We start from the raw sequence: 16,641 nt of genomic DNA, 5'->3' as shown, positions 1-16,641 counted from the left end.
TACCCCCGTACATCCCGGTTACCCCCGTACGTCCCGCCAGGCCCTACCTCCGTACGTCCCGCCAGGCCCCTACCCCCGTACGTCCCGCCAGGCCCCCGGAATCCCCTCAGCCACGTCATGCGCCCCCACCGGCGCCCCGTCCGCCGCGAACCTCGCCGACAGGCCGTGCAGATACGCCGCCACGCTCGCAGCATCCACCGCCGTGAGCCCCGCCGCCAGCAGCGATCCCGTCAACCCCGACAGCACGTCCCCGCTCCCGGCCGTGGCCAGCCATGACGTGCCCGTCGGGTTGACCCGGACCGGACCGGTGCCCCCGGCCCCCGCCACCAGCGTCGTCGACCCCTTCAACAGCACGGCCGCCGCATAGCGCGCCGCCAACTCCCGCACCGAAGCCAGCCGAGCCCCCTCGACCTCCTCCCGCGAGACACCGAGCAGCGCCGCCGCCTCCCCGGCGTGCGGGGTCATCAGGGTCGGTGCCGTACGCCCCCGCACCGCCTCCGGGTCCGCCAGCCGCAGCCCGTCCGCGTCGATCAGCACCGGCACGTCCGTGGCCAGCACCTCCGCCACCGTCGCCGCGTCGTCCCCGGCGCCGGGGCCCACGACCCACGCCTGCACACGCCCGGCCTTCTTCGGACCCCGGTCCGACACCAGCGTCTCGGGGAACCGGGCGATGACCGCGTCCCCGGCCGGGCCGACGTACCGTACGGCGCCCGCGCCGCCCCGCAACGCCCCCGCGACCGCGAGCACGGCGGCGCCCGGATACCTCGCCGATCCCGCCGCGATGCCGACGACCCCGCGCCGGTACTTGTCCGTCTCCGCCGCCGGCAACGGCAACAGCCGTGCCACGTCCGCGTGTTGCAGCGCCTCCAGCTCCACCGCCTCGGACGGCAGCGCCAGACCGATGTCCACCAGCCGCACCACCCCGGCGTACTCCCGCGCCGGGTCGATCAGCAGCCCCGGCTTGTGCGTGCCGAAGGTGACGGTGAGGTCGGCCCGCATCGCCTCGCCGCGCACCTCGCCCGTGTCCACGTCCACACCGCTCGGCAGGTCCACGGCGACCACGGCGGCCCCGGACCGCGCGGCCGCGGCGGCCAGCGGTGCCACCTCCGGCCGCAGCCCGCCCTTGCCGCCGATGCCGACGATCCCGTCGACCACGAGATCCGCGCGCTCGATCGAGGCCTCGGCGGCATCGACACCCGCCGTTCGGCCGCCCGCCCGGCGCAGGGCCGCCAGCCCTCCGGTGTGCGCGCGCTCGGGCGTCAGCAGGATCGCCGTGACGCCCGCCCCGCGCCTGGCCAGTCGGGCGCCGGCGTACAGGGCGTCGCCGCCGTTGTCGCCGCTGCCGATCAGCAGGACGATCCGGCTGCCGTACACCCGGCCCAGCAGATCGGCGCAGGCGGCGGCGAGTCCGGCCGCCGCCCGTTGCATCAGCGCCCCGTCCGGAAGCCGTGCCATGAGCTCCCGTTCGGCCGCCCTTACCGTCTCCACGCTGTACGCAGTCCGCATGCGACCGAGTCTCCCGTACCCGGCGAACCTCGTCGCATCCATTGACGCTTTGCCGTGCCTTTGCCAAACTCACCGACCCCCACAGGATGAATCGATTCAGTCGAATGTGGTTCGACGATCGTCCGGCGAAACGGTTCGACGATCGCCCGGCGACATGGTTCGACGAAATCGTTCGGCGAAATCGGTTCGACGAGAGGAAGTCGTCATGCCCTTCATGGGACGCAGAGCCGCACTCCTCGCCGCCGTCGGTGCCACCGCTCTCCTCACCGCCGTCGGTACTCTCACCGCCCCCACCCCCGCCGTGGCAGCCGCCTGCGGCGAAGGCTCCTACCAGGCCGAGGCCGTCCTCAACGGCAGTACCTGGACCGCCCGGCGCGGCGGCAGCACCGTCTATACCGGCGGTGACATGCGGGCCGCCGTCCAGGCCGCCGTCAACAGCCTGACCGCCGGGCGCACCGCCAAGGAGCGGGTGGTGGTGCGGGGTTCGGGATCCGTGTCCGCCGGGTCGCGCATCTCCCTGCCGAGCTACACGGTGCTCGACGTCTGCGGCACCATCAACGTCACCGGCACCGGTTCCGGCGACCAGGCGCCCGTCTACTCACGCGGCACTCGGGACGTGGAGGTCCAGAACCTCAAGCTCACCGGCACCCCGCTGTACGGCATCTTCATGCGCAACGTCCAGAACGTGGTCCTCGGCCAGATCGACATGCGTCTCTCCCGCGGGCTGGGGATACGCATCGACAACCGCGGGGACACCAGCCAGTGGACCCGCAACGTCCGGATCGACAACGTGTATGTCTCCGGCGCCTCCAGCCACGCCGTGGAGACCTACGGCGTCGACGGCATCACCATCGGGACCGTGACCGCGCGGAACGTGGGCGAGTCCGGGCTGCTGCTCAACCAGACCATCAACGCCAACGTCACCAAGGTCGACGCGGAGAACGCGGGCACGGGCACCGGGTACGCCGCCTTCCGCATGGCCAACCGCAACGGACGGGTCGGCAGCTCCTACCCGACCAACATCCGGGTGGGCGAGGTCATCGCGCGCGGCGGCGGGCGCGGCGTGTTCTGCGTCTCGGAGAGCGGCGGGGCGGTCATCAACAAGGTGACCCTCTCCAACACCGGCAACAACTCGGTCCTGATCGAGAACTGCTACAACGTGAACCTCGCCGCGCAGAGCGGCACCATTTCGGGCGGCGGCGAGCTGCGGCTGGCGGCTCGCTCGGAGTTCCCGAACAACAGGGACATCACCATCCAGAACCTGACGGTGACCAACTCGGCCATCAGGGAGAGCCCTTGCGGTGAGAACACCACCTTCCGCAACATCACCCGGGTGAACACCGGTCAGTCGATCTGCTGACCGCAGGGTGTGCGGTGGCGGAGGTTCCCACCTGGCTCACCCCTGGCTCACCCCTCCGCCACCACCACCGCCGACGCCACCCCGGCGTCATGGCTCAGCGACACATGCCAGGACCGTACGCCCAGTTCGGCCGCCCGTGCCGCCACCGTGCCCGTCACCCGCAGCCGTGGCCGGCCGCTGTCCTCGACGAAGACCTCCGCGTCCGTCCAGAGCAGGCCCGCCGGTGCGCCCAGCGCCTTGGCGAGGGCCTCCTTCGCCGCGAAACGGGCCGCGAGCGAGGCCACGCCCCGGCGTTCGCCGCTGGGCAGCAGCAACTCGCTGTCCAGGAAGAGCCGTTCGGCCAGCCCAGGTGTGCGTTGCAGCGCCGCCTCGAATCTGTCGATCTCGGCCACGTCGATACCGACCCCGATGATGCTCATGCCGAGCACCCTATGGTCCGCATGGTCCTCACAAGACGGCTCCTCGAAAGAGTGACCCCGCCGCGCGGCACCTGCCGACCGGCAGGCCCTCACGCTTCCCTGTGCGCATGATCAGCGGACGTATCGCATGTAGGACCATGGCCGTAGTGCTCGCCGCGGCCGCCCTGCTGCCCGTCGGCAGCGCCTCGGCCGACCCCGTCCCCCCGGGCTCCGGACCGCAGGCCGAACTCGCGCCGCAGGATTCCGAGCCCCAGGCCGAACTCGCGCGGCAGGATTCCGAGCCCCAGGCCGAACTCGCGCCGCAGGATTCCGAGCCCCAGGCCGAACTCGCGCGGCAGGATTCCGAGCCCCAGGCCGGCCCCGTCCCCCCGGGCTCCGGACCGCAGGCCGAACTCGCGCGGCAGGATTCCGAGCCGCAGGCCGGCCCGGTCTCCCCGGACTCCGAGCCGCAGGCCGGCCCCGTCTCCCCGGACTCCGAGCCGCAGGCTGAACTCGCGCGGCAGGATTCCGAGCCGCAGGCCGGCCCCGTCCCCCCGGACTCCGGACCGCAAGCGGGACTCGTGCCCGGAATCCCCCTGGGCCTGCCCCCGCTCTGGCAGACGGACACGCCCGACCAGGCGCTGGCGCCGGAGGTGTACACGCCCAGCGCCGAGGAGGACGCCGTCGAGCCGGAGGACGCGCCGCAGGAGGCGTACGACAGCGTGGAGTACGTCGATCCCATCGACGCCCTCGGGGGCGTGAAGTGCAGCGAGGAGACGGGCCCGCGGCAGCGGCAGGTCGAGCAGTGGCTGAAGCTGCCGGTGGACGGGGAGCAGTCGGCCGCCGACTGCCGGGCCATCCGCGCCTTTCAGAAAAAGCACGGCATCAAGCCCGCCATCGGGTTCGCCGGGCCTCTGACCTGGTCCACCATGCAGCTCGTCACCGCCCGCAAGAACCCCAACGCCGACAAGAAGTGCCCGGTGCGGGCGTACCGGGTCGCCTGTGTCGACCTCGACCGGCAGCTGACCTGGGTGCAGGACGGCAAGAAGGTCGTGTTCGGGCCCGCGCCCATCCGGAGCGGACGGAAGGGGTACGGGACGCGCACCGGGTGGCACGCGGTCTACTGGCGGCACAAGAACCACGTGTCGACGCTGTACAAGAGCCGCATGCCCTACGCCCAGTTCTTCAGCGGGGGCCAGGCCTTCCACGGCGTCTACGGCAACATCTTCAGCCCCGTCGGCTCGATGGGCTGCGTCAACATGCGCCTCGCCGAGGCACGGCGGCTGTGGCGCGTGCTGAAGCAGAACGACCGGGTGTACGTGTGGGGGCACCGGCAGGAGGCGTAGATCCGGTGGCCGGGACCGGTGGCCACGTGTGGGGGCCCCGGCGCGGCGGCGCTGTCGTACCCCTCTGAGACACTGGGGGCGCGATGACAGAGACAGCAGCCCTGCGGACCGCGCCCCTGCGTGCCCGCGCCGAGATCGATCTGGCCGCCCTGCGGGCCAATGTGCGGACCCTGCGCGCCCTCGCGCCGGGCGCGGCCCTCATGGCCGTCGTCAAGTCGGACGCGTACGGCCACGGGGCGGTGCGCTGTGCCCGCGCGGCCGTGCAGGCGGGCGCCGCCTGGCTCGGCACCGCCACGCCCGAGGAGGCACTCGTACTGCGGGCCGCCGGGCTGGACGACGTACGGATCATGTGCTGGCTGTGGACACCCGGCGGGCCCTGGCGGGAGGCCATCGAGGCCGATCTCGACGTCTCGGTCAGCGGGATGTGGGCCCTGCGGGAGGTCACCGAGGCCGCCCGGCAGGCCGGCGCTCCCGCGCGGGTGCAGCTCAAGGCCGACACCGGGCTCGGGCGGGGCGGCTGCCAGCCGGGGGACGACTGGGCCGAGCTGGTGGGTGAGGCCCTGCGGGCCGAGGCCGACGGGCTGATCCGGATCACCGGACTGTGGTCGCACTTCGCCTGCGCCGACGAGCCGGGGCATCCGTCCATCGCCGCCCAGCTCTCCCGCTTCCGGGAGATGGTCGCGTACGCCGAGGCCCAGGGCGCGCGGCCCGAGGTGCGGCACATCGCCAACTCGCCCGCCACGCTCACCCTCCCGGACAGCCACTTCGACCTGGTGCGCACCGGGATCGCCACCTACGGCATCTCGCCCAGCCCCGAGCTCGGCAGCCCGGCCGACTTCGGGCTGAAGCCCGTGATGACGCTGTCGGCGTCCCTCGCGCTGGTGAAACACGTACCGGGGGGCCACGGCGTCAGCTACGGCCATCACTACCTCACCCCGGGCGAGACCACCCTCGGCCTCGTGCCCCTCGGCTACGCCGACGGCATCCCGCGGCACGCCTCCGGCGCGGGGCCGGTCCTGGTGGGTGGCAAGTGGCGGACGGTCGCGGGGCGGATCGCGATGGACCAGTTCGTCGTCGATCTGGGCGGGGACGAGCCCGAGGCGGGCGCGGAAGCGGTGCTGTTCGGGCCCGGCGACCGCGGTGAGCCCACCGCCGAGGACTGGGCGCAGGCCGCGGGGACCATCGCGTACGAAATCGTCACGCGGATCGGAACGCGCGTTCCACGCGTCTATGTGAATGCGACCACGGATGCGACCCCGGACGAGACCGGGATGCGACCACGGACGTGACCAGGGATGTGACCACGGACGTGACCACGGATGTGACCAGGTACCTGACCACGGATGTGACCAGGTACCTGACCACGGATGCGCCGATGTGACGCGTCCATGTGATGCGTCCCTGCGCATGCGGCTATGTGAATGAGGAACGAGACGGGTAACCCGTAGCGGAACACCGCACCGAACACCGGCACCACCGATCACCTACGTCACACCAGCACCACCCGACCAGCGAAGAGGAGCGGTACGTGAGCGAGAGCAGCGCGGAGGTCGTCGCGGCCGTCGCCTCCGCCACGGGGGCGGCCGCGAACTGGCGCAGGGCGACCGGTATCGCCGGTGCGGCGATAGGCGTGATCGCGGCGGGCGCCGCCGCCGGCGTCGCCATAGAGCGGATGACCGTGGGCCGCGGCATGCGGCAGAAGGCCCGCCTCGCCCTGGACTCGGCGGGACCGTACGGCTCGCTGCGCGGCACGCCCGGCAGGGCGTACGCCGACGACGGCACGGAGCTGTACTACGAGGTCGACGACCTCGACCCCGAGGCCGCCCTCGCCCTCACCCCGCGGCGCCGGCGGCTCTTCGGACGCAAGGCCCCCGCCCCCGTCACCGTCGTCTTCAGCCACGGCTACTGCCTCAACCAGGACTCCTGGCACTTCCAGCGCGCCGCGCTCCGGGGTGTCGTCCGCACCGTGCACTGGGACCAGCGCAGCCACGGCCGCTCCGGGCGGGGCGTCGCCCAGACGCAGGAGGGCACCCACGTCGACATCGAGCAGCTCGGGCGCGATCTGAAGGCCGTCATCGACGCGGCCGCGCCGGAGGGGCCGCTCGTGCTGGTCGGCCACTCGATGGGCGGGATGACGGTGATGGCGCTGGCCGACCAGTACCCCGAGCTGATCCGCGAGCGGGTCGTCGCCACCGCCTTCGTCGGTACGTCGTCCGGGAAGCTCGGCGAGGTCAACTTCGGGCTGCCCGTCGCCGGCGTGAACGCGGTGCGGCGCGTTCTGCCGGGCGTGCTCAGAGCGCTGGGGCAGCGGGCGGAGCTGGTGGAGAAGGGGCGCCGGGCCACCGCCGACCTGTTCGCCGGGATCATCAAGCGGTACTCGTTCTCGTCCCGGGACGTCGATCCGGCCGTCGCCCGGTTCGCCGAGCGGATGATCGAGGGGACGCCCATCGACGTGGTCGCGGAGTTCTACCCGGCCTTCGCCGACCACGACAAGACCGAGGCGCTCGCCCACTTCACGGACATGCCGGTGCTCGTCCTGGCCGGGGTGGGCGATCTCGTCACGCCCAGTGAGCACAGCGAGGCGATCGCCGATCTGCTGCCGGACGCCGAGCTGGTCCTGGTGCCGGACGCCGGGCACCTGGTGATGCTGGAGCACCCGGAAGTGGTCACCGACCGTCTGGCCGACCTGCTCACCCGTGCGGGCGCGGTACCCGCAGGAGCTACCGTAAGTGGCTATGGAAGCACCAGCAGCACCGCACAACGCGGGTGACATCGAGCTGACCGTCACTTCTCCCGACCAGATGCGGGAACTGGGCCGCCGACTCGCCAAGCTGCTGCGCGCCGGCGACCTCGTGATGCTCAGCGGGGAGCTCGGCGCGGGCAAGACGACGCTGACCCGGGGGCTCGGCGAGGGGCTGGGGGTCAGGGGAGCGGTCACCTCCCCGACCTTTGTGATCGCCCGTGTGCACCCCTCCCTCGGCGACGGCCCGCCGCTCGTCCACGTCGACGCCTACCGGCTCTCCGGCGGCCTGGACGAGATGGAGGACCTCGACCTCGACGTCTCGCTGCCCGAGTCGGTGATCGTCGTGGAGTGGGGCGAGGGCAAGGTCGAGGAGCTGACCGAGGAGCGGTTGCAGGTCGTGATCCACCGGGCCGTCGGAGACACGACCGACGAGGTGCGGCACATGACCGTGACCGGGCTCGGGGAGCGCTGGGCGACGGTGGACCTGAGCGTGCTGGCCGCCTGAGCCGGCACCGCCTGCATGAACATTCCGACAAGACGTCGGCAAGATATTGCCATCGCGGTCTTGCGCGTGGTCACATGGTACCCAGTCCGTAGTTAGGTCTACCTAACTACGTCCGCCCCCGGCCCCAGGAGGCGTCCATGTCGGCATCGGAGAGCAAGGCACCGAGCGAGGTACGGCCGCGGCCGTACGCGCCGGTCGCCGGGGTGTCCGTGCGGGACCTGCTGGCGGCGAACGCCGCCGCCACCCTGATCTCGACGCCGCCGCGCGAGCCCGAGGCCGGGCAGCAGCGGGCTGAGCCGGCCGAGCGACACCGCGAGGCGGCCTAGCGGGTCCCGGGGCTGCTCGGAGAGCGCGGCGGTCTTCCGGGGGATGGCCCGCCGCCTCAGGGGTGCCTCGCCGCCTCAGGGGTGCCTCGCCGTTCTACGGGATCACGGCGACGGTGCGTCCGATCGTCGCGAACTCCCACATCGCGTTGCCGTCCGCCCGCGACTCGCGGATGCCGCCCGTCTTCACGGCCGGGTTGGGCTGGGGTGCCGAGCCGTCGACGGGTGCGCTGAAGCCGATGGTGATGCCGTCCACGTCGGTGAAGCGGACGACGTGCTCGATGGGGGTGCCGTCGGTGCCGGTGACCGCGCTGGAGCGGGACGTGACGCTGTAGACGCCCGGCGCCGGGTCGACCGATCCGGGGGTCACGCGGAACGTCCGTTTGACCATGTCCCCCGCGCCGACCAGCCACACCCGGTCGGCGCCCAGCGAGTACACGACCCGTTCCCCGGCACCGGACGCGACGGGCAGCGCGGCGGGGCCCTGCTGGGCGTGGGGCGCCCCCGCGGTACCCGCCTCGGGCGAGCTGCTCGCACCGGGCTTGCCCAGATCGGCGTGGACGCCGGCCGAGGCCTGGTAGGCGAGGAAGCCGACGGTCGCGAGGGCGGCCACGGTCAGCCCCACCACGAATCCGGAGCTGCTGCCTGCCACCGTCGCCACCTCAGCGTTCGCGTCGTACGTCGTGATCAAGCCCGACCGTAGCAGCCGTCAAGCGCTCCACCCGGGCGGCGCTTCTCGGGGCGCGAGCGCCGTAGGCTGTTTGCGTGCTCTTGCTCGCTCTGGATACCGCCACCCCCGCAGTCACCGTCGCGCTGCACGACGGTACGGACGTCATCGCCTCGTCGAGCCAGGTGGACGCCCGCCGGCACGGTGAGCTGCTGCTGCCGGCCGTCGACCGCGTCCTCGCCGAGGCCGGTGTGAAGCTCGACGCCGTCACCGGCATCGTCGTAGGCGTCGGCCCCGGGCCGTACACCGGGCTGCGCGTCGGTCTGATGACCGCCGACACCTTCGGACTCGTCCTCGGCGTCCCCGTGCACGGCGTGTGCACGCTGGACGGCCTCGCGTACGCCGCCGACATCGAGAAGGGCCCCTTCGTCGTCGCGACCGACGCCCGGCGCAAGGAGGTCTACTGGGCGCGGTACGCCGACTCCCGCACCCGCCTCACCGACCCGGCCGTCGACCGGCCCGCCGACATCGCCGACCAGGTCGCCGGACTGCCCGCCGTCGGCGCGGGCGCGCTGCTGTACCCCGACACCTTCCCCAGCGCCCACGAGCCCGAGCATGTGTCGGCGGCGGCCCTCGCCGCTCTGGCCGCCGAGAAGCTGGCGGCGGGCGAGGAACTCGCCGCGCCCCGGCCGCTGTATCTGCGCCGGCCCGACGCCCAGGTCCCCAAGAACTACAAGGTGGTCACCCCCAAGTGACAGGACAGCCGACCGGACCGCAGTCCGGGCCGCCCGTGACTCCTGTGCTGCGCGAGATGCGCTGGTGGGACATCGACCCCGTGCTGGAGCTGGAGAAGGACCTCTTCCCCGAGGACGCCTGGTCCCGGGGCATGTTCTGGTCCGAGCTGGCCCACTCGCGCGGGCCCGAGGCCACCCGGCGCTATGTCGTCGCCGAGGAGGGCAAGCGGATCGTCGGATACGCGGGGCTCGCCTCCTCCGGGGAACTGGCCGACATCCAGACCATCGCCGTGGCCCGCGACCACCAGGGAACGGGTCTCGGCAGCCGACTGCTCACCGAGCTGCTGCGTGCCGCGACCGCCTTCGAGTGCGCCGAAGTGATGCTGGAGTGCCGTGTGGACAACGTCCGCGCGCAGAAGCTCTACGAGCGCTTCGGCTTCGAGGCCATCGGCTTCAGGCGCGGCTACTACCAGCCGGGGAACGTGGACGCCCTGGTGATGCGACTGACCGACCCTTCCACTTCCGTACCAGGAACTTCCGCACAAGGAACCGAGATCAATGGCTGACGAACCGCTCGTCCTCGGCATCGAGACCTCCTGCGACGAGACCGGCGTCGGCATCGTCCGCGGCACCACCCTGCTCGCCGACGCCGTCGCCTCCAGCGTCGACGAGCACGCCCGCTTCGGCGGTGTCGTGCCGGAGGTCGCCTCCCGGGCGCACCTGGAGGCGATGGTCCCGACCATCGACCGCGCGCTGAAGGAGGCGGGGGTGAGTGCGCGGGACCTGGACGGTATCGCCGTCACCGCCGGTCCCGGGCTCGCGGGCGCGCTGCTGGTCGGTGTGTCGGCGGCGAAGGCGTACGCCTACGCGCTGGGCAAGCCGCTCTACGGCGTCAACCACCTCGCCTCCCACATCTGCGTGGACCAGCTGGAGCACGGCGCGCTGCCGGAGCCGACGATGGCGCTGCTGGTGTCCGGCGGCCACTCGTCGCTGCTGCTGTCGAGCGACATCACCTCCGACGTCCGGCCGATGGGCGCCACCATCGACGACGCGGCCGGCGAGGCCTTCGACAAGATCGCCCGCGTGCTGAACCTGGGCTTCCCCGGCGGCCCGGTCATCGACCGGTACGCGCGCGAGGGCGACCCGGAGGCCATCGCGTTCCCGCGCGGTCTGACCGGGCCGCGCGACCCGGCGTACGACTTCTCCTTCTCCGGCCTCAAGACGGCGGTCGCCCGCTGGATCGAGGCCAAGCGGGCGGCGGGCGAGGAGGTGCCGGTGCGCGATGTCGCGGCCTCCTTCCAGGAGGCGGTCGTCGACGTGCTGACCCGCAAGGCCGTGCGCGCCTGCAAGGACGAGGGCGTCGACCACCTGATGATCGGCGGCGGTGTGGCGGCGAACTCCCGGCTGCGGGCGCTGGCCCAGGAGCGCTGCGAGGCGGCCGGGATCCGGCTGCGGGTGCCCCGCCCGAAGCTGTGCACGGACAACGGGGCGATGGTGGCCGCGCTGGGCGCGGAGATGGTGGCGCGGGGCCGGCCCGCGTCCAGCTGGGACCTGTCGGCGGACTCGTCGCTGCCGGTGACGGATCCTCATGTTCCCGGCCATGACCATGGGCACGACCATGTGCACGAGGTCAGCAAGGAGAACCTCTACTCGTGACGGTCGCGTTGATGTGGGAGGCGCGGGCGGTTCCCGGGCGGGGGGAGGAGCTGCTGGCCTGGGCGCGGAAGCAGGAGTTGCCCGAGCGCCCGCTGCGCCGGGAGGCCTTCCGGGCGCCGCAGGACCGGGTGCTGGTGATCACCTGGTGGGACGCTCCGTACGAGGCCGGTCTGCCGGAACTTCCGGAGCCCGCGGCCGAGTTGGTGACCCGGGCCGTGCATCGGTGGCGGTTCGAGTCGGTGGGCTCCGACTGACCGGCCTAGAGCCGGTGCCGGGTGCCCGGTGCCCGGTGCCCGGTGCCTGGAGGCGGGGCGGGGGCTCACCCCGCCGCGGACACCTCCGCCTCACACAGCAGCCGCCGTTCGGCCCCCAGTACCCGCGTCGGCCCCGTCAGCGTCAGCCGAGCCGTGTGCCGTACGTCCGCGCTGGACGCCGCCAACCGCAGCTCCAGCGCGCCCGGTTCGACCACCCTGCGCCCCGAGCGGTCGGTGAACGACGACAGGTCCGCGTGGAAGCGGAAGGTCACCCGCCGCGCCTCGCCCGGTGACAGCTCCACACGCCGGTAGCCGATCAGCCGCACGTCCGGGCGCGTGACGCTCGCCACCGGGTCGTGCAGATAGAGCTGGACGACCTCCGCGCCCGCGCGCTCCCCCGCGTTGCGGACCGTCACCGTCACGTCGTACGAGCCGTCCGTGCCGATCTCCGCCTCCGGCGACTCGGCGGGCTCCCAGGCGAACGACGTATAGGAGCGCCCGTGCCCGAAGGCGTACAACGGCGTCGGATCCAGGTTGCTGACCTCGCCCGCCAGCCCCAGCGGCGGCTGGAGGTACGTCCACGGCTGCCCGCCCGGCACCCGCGGCACGCTCACCGGCAGGCGGCCCGAGGGGTTGACGCGGCCCGACAGCACTCCCGCCACCGCCGGGCCGCCCTCCTCCCCCGGGAAGAACGCCTGGACCACCGCGGCCAGGCGTCCGTGCCAGCGGCCCAGGGCGTACGGGCGGCCGGTCAGCAGGACCAGCACCACCGGTACGCCGGTGGCCACCAGCGCGTCCAGGAGCTCGCCCTGCGCGCCCGGCAGCCGGAGGTCCGTCACATCGCAGCCCTCGCCCGAGGTGCCCCGCCCGAAGAGCCCCGCCCGGTCGCCCAGGACCGCCAGGCACACATCCGCCTCCGACGCCCGCGCCACGGCCTCCTCGAAGCCCGCCGTGTCCGGGTCGGACACCCCGCAGCCCTCGGCGAAGGCCACCTTGGCGTCGGGGAGTTCGGCGCGCAGCGCCTCAAGGACCGTCGGGATCTCGATGCCGAGCGGGACCTCGGGGTGGTGGGGCAGGACGTGGGAGGGGAAGGAGTAGCAGCCCAGCATCGCCAGGGCGTCGGCCGCGCGCGGGCCCACGACCGCGATTCTCGTGTCGGGGGCCAGCGGCAGCACACCGTCCGGGTTGTCGAGCAGGACCACGGACTCCTCGGCCAGCCGGCGGGCGACGGCGCGGTTGGCGGGGGAGTCGAGGTGGACCGGGCCGGTGGGCTCCGGGTTCCAGTCCTCGTCCAGGAGGCCCAGCTCGCACTTCTGCAGCAGCACCCGGCGGGCCGCCCGGTCCACCAGTTCCTCCGGGACCTCGCCCGCCCGGACGGCCTCCACCAGCGGTGTGCCGTAGCACTTCACGGTCGGCAGTTCCACGTCGATACCGGCGGCCAGCGCCGCGTGCGCCGCCTCGGCCGGGCCGTCCGCCACGCGGTGGAGGGTCTCCAGGAAGCCGATGCCGAAGTAGTCGGCCACCACCGTGCCCGTGAAACCCCACTGGTCCCGCAGGAGTTCGGTGAGCAGCGCCGGGTCGGCGGAGGCCGGCACGCCGTCCGTCTCGTTGTACGCCGCCATCACCGAGCGCGCGCCGCCCTCGCGCAGCGCCATCTCGAACGGGGAGAGGGTGACGTCCGCGAACTCACGGACGCCTGCCCGTACCGGCGCGAGGTTGCGTGCGCCCGCCGAGGAGGCGTACCCGGCGAAGTGCTTGAGCGTGGCGACGATCCCGGCCGACTCCAGGCCCCGGACGTAGGCCGCGCCGATCGTGCCGGTCAGGTACGGGTCCTCGCCGATGGTCTCCTCGACCCTGCCCCAGCGCGGATCGCGTACGACGTCCAGGACGGGCGCGAGGCCCTGGTGGACGCCGGCCGAGCGCAGGTCCCGGCCGATGCGCCGGGCCATCTCCTCGACGAGCGGGGGGTCGAAGGAGGCGCCCCACGCCAGCGGCACCGGGTAGGCCGTGGCCTGCCAGGCCGTGAAGCCCGCCAGACACTCCTCGTGGGCCACCGCCGGGATGCCGAAGCGGCCGGCCTCGGCGATCCGGCGCTGGGCGCGGGCCAGTGCCTGCGCGCCCAGCGCCGGGTCCACGGGAGCGGTGCCGAAGGAGCGGGTGAGCTGGCCGAGGCCGTGGGTGATGAGTTCGTCCCAGTCGTGGTCGGCGGTCATGTCGTGCTGGTGCGGGGCGACGCCCTCGCCGTCCGTGGCGGCGCCCACCCACACGCCGTAGAGCTGGGCGGTCTTCTCCTCCAGGGTCATCCGGGAGAGGAGCGCGTCGACGCGGGCGGCGGCGGGCAGGGCGGGGTCGCGCCAGGGGGCGGTGGTCATGAAACTCCTGTCGGGGCGAAAGCCACTCGCGAATGTTTCGTTCTTCACCTCGAATGTTCCGGGAACCTAGGGGTGGTGAGAAGGGTTCGTCAAGAGGTCGCGCAGGGATACGATCGCCGCCATGACAGCCCGTGAGCCCGCTGAAAGCCGGACGCCACCGGGGGAAACCCGGAAGACACAGTCGGAAACCCGGACGACAACGACGAGGACGCCGACGACCGGCCGGTCCGCGCAGACCGCGACGCTCGCCGAGATCGCCCGCGAGGCCGGCGTGTCCGCGCCGACTGTTTCGAAGGTCCTCAACGGGCGCGCCGACGTCGCCCCCGCCACCCGCAGCCGCGTCGAGGAACTGCTGCGCGCCCACGGCTACCGGCGCCGCCGCGCCGAGGCCAGCCGCTCGCCGCTGATCGACCTGGTCTTCCACGAACTGGAGAGCGCGTGGGCGATGGAGGTCATCCGGGGCGTGGAGAACGTCGCCCGGGACGCCGGGCTGAGCGTCGTGCTGAGCGAGAGCGCCGGGCGGCTCACCCCCGGCCGGACCTGGGCCGACCAAGTCGCCGCCCGCCGCCCGCACGGCGTGATCCTGGTCCTGTCCGGCCTCGACGAGTCCCAGCGCGCACTGCTGACCAGCCGGTCGATCCCGTTCGTGGTGATGGACCCGGCGGGCGACCCCGGCGCCGACGTCCCCTCCATCGGGGCGACCAACTGGCAGGGCGGGCTCGCCGCCACCCGGCATCTGGTCGAGCTGGGGCACCGCAGGATCGGCGCGATCACCGGACCGTCCCGGATGATGTGCAGCCGCGCCCGGATCGACGGCTACCGGGCCGCGCTGGAGACGGCCGGGCTCCCGGTCGAGCAGGACCTGATCCGGCCCGGCGACTTCCACCACGAGACCGGCTACCGGCAGGGCCTGGAGCTGCTGCGCCGCCCGGACCGGCCCACCGCCGTCTTCGCCGGCAACGACCTCCAGGCGCTCGGGCTGTACGAGGCGGCGCGCGAGCTGGGGCTGCGGATTCCGGAGGACCTGAGCGTGGTCGGGTTCGACGATCTGCCGGTCGCCCGCTGGGTGGGGCCGCCGCTGACGACCGTACGGCAGCCGCTGACGGAGATGGCGGAGGCGGCGGCGAAGCTGGTCCTCGACCTCGCGCGGGAGGCGGGGGAGCAGGCGGCGACGCGCGTGGAGCTGGCGACCAGCCTGGTGGTGCGGAGCAGTACCGCGGCGCCCAGCGGGGCCTGAGCGGCCCGGCGTGGCCGGAAGTTGACGTATTGACGGCTGGGGCGGGCGCCTCCACACTCCACCGAAGTCAATCGGTTGCACGACCGAAACTTTCGGAGGCACCCCGCCATGAGAACCTCCAGATCGTTGCGTGCACGTCTCACCGCCCTCGTCACCGGGGCCGCCACCGCAGCAGCCGCGGCCCTGCTGACACTCGGCGCCGCCCCCGCCCAGGCCGCTGGCACGCCCCTGCGCGATCTCGCCGCCGCCAAGGGCAAGGTGATGGGCACGGCCGTCACCGGCTCCAAGCTCACCGGCACCTACGGCGAGATCGCGAGCCGGGAGTTCAACGCGCTGACCCCCGGCAACGCCATGAAGTGGGGCTCGGTCGAGCCGACCCGCGGCAACTTCGACTGGGCCGAGGCCGACCGGATCGTGACCTTCGCCGAGGCGCACGGCCAGCAGTTGCGCGGCCACACCCTGGTCTGGCACAGCCAGAACCCGAGCTGGCTGACGAACGGCAGCTGGACGTCCGCCGAGCTGGGCCAGTTGATGAAAGACCACATCGCGTTGGAAGTCGGCCGGTACAAGGGCAGGCTGGCGACCTGGGACGTGGTGAACGAGCCGTTCAACGAGGACGGCACCTACCGGCAGACCCTCTGGTACAACGGCCTCGGCGCCGACTACATCGCCCAGGCCCTGACCGCCGCACGCGCCGCCGACCCGAGCGCCAAGCTGTACATCAACGACTACAACGTCGAGGGCGTCAACGCGAAGAGCACCGCCCTGTACAACCTGGTCAAGTCACTGAAGGAGCGGGGCGTCCCGATCGACGGCGTGGGCCTGCAGGCCCACCTGATCCTCGGCCAGGTCCCGTCGACCATGCAGCAGAACATCCAGCGGTTCGCCGATCTCGGCGTCGACGTGGCGATCACGGAGCTGGACATCCGTATGCAACTGCCCGCCGACAGCGCCAAGCTGACCCGGCAGGCCGCCGACTACAAGGCGGTCATGAACGCCTGCCTGGCGGTGTCCCGGTGTGTCGGCGTGACCGTCTGGGGCTTCACCGACTCCGACTCCTGGATCCCGGACACCTTCCCGGGGCAGGGCGCGGCGACGCCGTACGACGAGAACTACGCGCCGAAACCGGCGTACCACGCGATCGCCGAGGCGCTCGGCGGTACGACCACGCCCCCGCCCACCGGCGCGTGCACGGCGACCTACAGCGTCACCAGCCAGTGGAACACCGGCTTCACCGGGCAGGTCAGGATCGCCTGCTCGGGCGCGGCGCTGTCCTCCTGGAAGGTGGGCTGGACCTTCGGGGCGGGCCAGCGGATCACCCAGGCCTGGAACGCGGGCTGTACGCAGTCGGGGGCGGCGGTCACCTGTTCCAACGCCTCGTACAACGGGACGGTTCCCGACGGCGGTTCGGTGACCTTCGGGTTCAACGGGTCGTGGAGCGGGAGCAATCCGGTGCCGACGGTGAGCCTGGGCTGAGTGCGGGGCGCGAACCCGGCCGGGAAGTCTGAGAATCTCCGAAGAAAACCCGGTCTGACGTTCC

General features: G+C 72.7%; 16 protein-coding genes. 12 read left to right on the top strand and 4 right to left on the bottom strand.

Annotated elements, in window-relative coordinates; genetic code table 11:
• Window positions 1-69: 69 nt before the first annotated feature.
• On the bottom strand, window positions 70-1,506 hold the full coding sequence (locus AQI70_RS18890; protein WP_062151285.1) for a bifunctional ADP-dependent NAD(P)H-hydrate dehydratase/NAD(P)H-hydrate epimerase: 1,437 nt from the start codon (window positions 1,504-1,506) through the stop codon (window positions 70-72).
• A gap of 214 nt (window positions 1,507-1,720) precedes the next feature.
• Here AQI70_RS18890 and AQI70_RS18885 point away from each other — a divergent pair, with 214 nt between their 5' ends.
• Window positions 1,721-2,866: a hypothetical protein gene (locus tag AQI70_RS18885; RefSeq protein ID WP_107117040.1), complete on the top strand. Its 1,146-nt coding sequence runs from the start codon at window positions 1,721-1,723 to the stop codon at window positions 2,864-2,866.
• A 47-nt stretch (window positions 2,867-2,913) separates the two neighbouring features.
• Here AQI70_RS18885 and AQI70_RS18880 read toward each other — a convergent pair whose 3' ends face one another.
• Window positions 2,914-3,285 (bottom strand): holo-ACP synthase, encoded by a 372-nt coding sequence (locus AQI70_RS18880; RefSeq protein ID WP_037887003.1) that lies wholly within the window; start codon window positions 3,283-3,285, stop codon window positions 2,914-2,916.
• A gap of 137 nt (window positions 3,286-3,422) precedes the next feature.
• Between AQI70_RS18880 and AQI70_RS40800 the strand changes: the two genes are divergently transcribed.
• The 5 genes from AQI70_RS40800 to AQI70_RS18855 all read left to right on the top strand — a co-directional run bounded on the left by AQI70_RS40800 (window position 3,423) and on the right by AQI70_RS18855 (window position 8,184).
• Window positions 3,423-4,610, top strand: coding sequence for a L,D-transpeptidase family protein (locus tag AQI70_RS40800; protein WP_341845959.1), 1,188 nt, complete (start codon window positions 3,423-3,425; stop codon window positions 4,608-4,610).
• A gap of 83 nt (window positions 4,611-4,693) precedes the next feature.
• Window positions 4,694-5,899, top strand: a complete 1,206-nt coding sequence (gene alr, locus AQI70_RS18870; RefSeq protein ID WP_062151281.1) for an alanine racemase — start codon at window positions 4,694-4,696, stop codon at window positions 5,897-5,899.
• 239 nt (window positions 5,900-6,138) lie between these two features.
• A complete protein-coding gene (locus AQI70_RS18865; protein WP_062151279.1) occupies window positions 6,139-7,380 on the top strand; it encodes an alpha/beta fold hydrolase in 1,242 nt (413 codons plus the stop codon).
• On the top strand, window positions 7,346-7,858 hold the full coding sequence (tsaE, locus tag AQI70_RS18860; RefSeq protein ID WP_062151262.1) for a tRNA (adenosine(37)-N6)-threonylcarbamoyltransferase complex ATPase subunit type 1 TsaE: 513 nt from the start codon (window positions 7,346-7,348) through the stop codon (window positions 7,856-7,858). Before AQI70_RS18865 ends, tsaE begins: the two co-directional genes overlap by 35 nt.
• A gap of 137 nt (window positions 7,859-7,995) precedes the next feature.
• Window positions 7,996-8,184 (top strand): hypothetical protein, encoded by a 189-nt coding sequence (locus AQI70_RS18855; protein ID WP_062151259.1) that lies wholly within the window; start codon window positions 7,996-7,998, stop codon window positions 8,182-8,184.
• Window positions 8,185-8,278: 94 nt separating this feature from the next.
• Here AQI70_RS18855 and AQI70_RS18850 read toward each other — a convergent pair whose 3' ends face one another.
• Window positions 8,279-8,833, bottom strand: a complete 555-nt coding sequence (locus tag AQI70_RS18850; RefSeq protein WP_062151978.1) for a hypothetical protein — start codon at window positions 8,831-8,833, stop codon at window positions 8,279-8,281.
• Window positions 8,834-8,946: 113 nt separating this feature from the next.
• Here AQI70_RS18850 and tsaB point away from each other — a divergent pair, with 113 nt between their 5' ends.
• The 4 genes from tsaB to AQI70_RS18830 are packed head-to-tail and all read left to right on the top strand — an operon-like array spanning window position 8,947 to window position 11,492.
• Window positions 8,947-9,603 carry a tRNA (adenosine(37)-N6)-threonylcarbamoyltransferase complex dimerization subunit type 1 TsaB gene (tsaB, locus tag AQI70_RS18845; RefSeq protein ID WP_062151257.1) on the top strand — a complete coding sequence of 219 codons (657 nt, stop codon included), beginning with the start codon at window positions 8,947-8,949 and terminating at the stop codon, window positions 9,601-9,603.
• Between the two features lie 56 nt (window positions 9,604-9,659).
• Complete coding sequence (rimI, locus tag AQI70_RS18840; protein WP_062151976.1) at window positions 9,660-10,148, top strand: ribosomal protein S18-alanine N-acetyltransferase; 489 nt, start codon at window positions 9,660-9,662, stop codon at window positions 10,146-10,148.
• Window positions 10,141-11,238, top strand: a complete 1,098-nt coding sequence (gene tsaD, locus AQI70_RS18835; RefSeq protein ID WP_062151254.1) for a tRNA (adenosine(37)-N6)-threonylcarbamoyltransferase complex transferase subunit TsaD — start codon at window positions 10,141-10,143, stop codon at window positions 11,236-11,238. The genes rimI and tsaD overlap by 8 nt, the downstream gene beginning before the upstream one ends.
• Window positions 11,235-11,492, top strand: coding sequence for a hypothetical protein (locus AQI70_RS18830; RefSeq protein WP_062151239.1), 258 nt, complete (start codon window positions 11,235-11,237; stop codon window positions 11,490-11,492). Before tsaD ends, AQI70_RS18830 begins: the two co-directional genes overlap by 4 nt.
• A 65-nt stretch (window positions 11,493-11,557) precedes the next feature.
• Here the strand turns inward: AQI70_RS18830 and AQI70_RS18825 are convergent, their stop codons facing one another.
• The gene (locus AQI70_RS18825) at window positions 11,558-13,864 is read right to left on the bottom strand and encodes a beta-xylosidase/alpha-l-arabinosidase (RefSeq protein ID WP_062151237.1); all 2,307 of its coding nucleotides are present in this window, start codon (window positions 13,862-13,864) and stop codon (window positions 11,558-11,560) included.
• A 121-nt stretch (window positions 13,865-13,985) separates the two neighbouring features.
• On the opposite strand from AQI70_RS18825, the gene AQI70_RS18820 reads away from it, so the two are divergent.
• Together AQI70_RS18820 and AQI70_RS18815 are read left to right on the top strand one after the other, a co-directional pair.
• Window positions 13,986-15,101 (top strand): LacI family DNA-binding transcriptional regulator, encoded by a 1,116-nt coding sequence (locus AQI70_RS18820; RefSeq protein ID WP_062151234.1) that lies wholly within the window; start codon window positions 13,986-13,988, stop codon window positions 15,099-15,101.
• Between the two features lie 108 nt (window positions 15,102-15,209).
• Window positions 15,210-16,577: a glycoside hydrolase family 10 protein gene (locus AQI70_RS18815; protein WP_062151231.1), complete on the top strand. Its 1,368-nt coding sequence runs from the start codon at window positions 15,210-15,212 to the stop codon at window positions 16,575-16,577.
• The last annotated feature ends 64 nt before the right edge of the window (window positions 16,578-16,641 follow it).

It is taken from the genome of Streptomyces curacoi (assembly GCF_001513975.1).
GTDB classification, from domain to species: domain Bacteria; phylum Actinomycetota; class Actinomycetes; order Streptomycetales; family Streptomycetaceae; genus Streptomyces; species Streptomyces curacoi.
The sequence above is the reverse complement of the archived record's forward strand: the minus strand, read 5'-3'. Positions and strand labels throughout refer to the sequence as shown.

What these genes read in the sequence shown, in the direction of transcription:
- AQI70_RS18855 (WP_062151259.1), top strand. Translation starts at nt 7,996, where the DNA reads ATGTCGGCATCGGAGAGCAAGGCACCGAGCGAGGTACGGCCGCGGCCG.
- AQI70_RS18880 (WP_037887003.1), bottom strand. Translation starts at nt 3,285, where the DNA reads ATGAGCATCATCGGGGTCGGTATCGACGTGGCCGAGATCGACAGATTC.
- tsaE (WP_062151262.1), top strand. Translation starts at nt 7,346, where the DNA reads ATGGAAGCACCAGCAGCACCGCACAACGCGGGTGACATCGAGCTGACC.
- AQI70_RS40800 (WP_341845959.1), top strand. Translation starts at nt 3,423, where the DNA reads ATGGCCGTAGTGCTCGCCGCGGCCGCCCTGCTGCCCGTCGGCAGCGCC.
- AQI70_RS18815 (WP_062151231.1), top strand. Translation starts at nt 15,210, where the DNA reads ATGAGAACCTCCAGATCGTTGCGTGCACGTCTCACCGCCCTCGTCACC.
- tsaD (WP_062151254.1), top strand. Translation starts at nt 10,141, where the DNA reads ATGGCTGACGAACCGCTCGTCCTCGGCATCGAGACCTCCTGCGACGAG.
- AQI70_RS18885 (WP_107117040.1), top strand. Translation starts at nt 1,721, where the DNA reads ATGGGACGCAGAGCCGCACTCCTCGCCGCCGTCGGTGCCACCGCTCTC.
- AQI70_RS18825 (WP_062151237.1), bottom strand. Translation starts at nt 13,864, where the DNA reads ATGACCACCGCCCCCTGGCGCGACCCCGCCCTGCCCGCCGCCGCCCGC.
- AQI70_RS18820 (WP_062151234.1), top strand. Translation starts at nt 13,986, where the DNA reads ATGACAGCCCGTGAGCCCGCTGAAAGCCGGACGCCACCGGGGGAAACC.
- alr (WP_062151281.1), top strand. Translation starts at nt 4,694, where the DNA reads ATGACAGAGACAGCAGCCCTGCGGACCGCGCCCCTGCGTGCCCGCGCC.
- rimI (WP_062151976.1), top strand. Translation starts at nt 9,660, where the DNA reads ATGCGCTGGTGGGACATCGACCCCGTGCTGGAGCTGGAGAAGGACCTC.
- AQI70_RS18890 (WP_062151285.1), bottom strand. Translation starts at nt 1,506, where the DNA reads ATGCGGACTGCGTACAGCGTGGAGACGGTAAGGGCGGCCGAACGGGAG.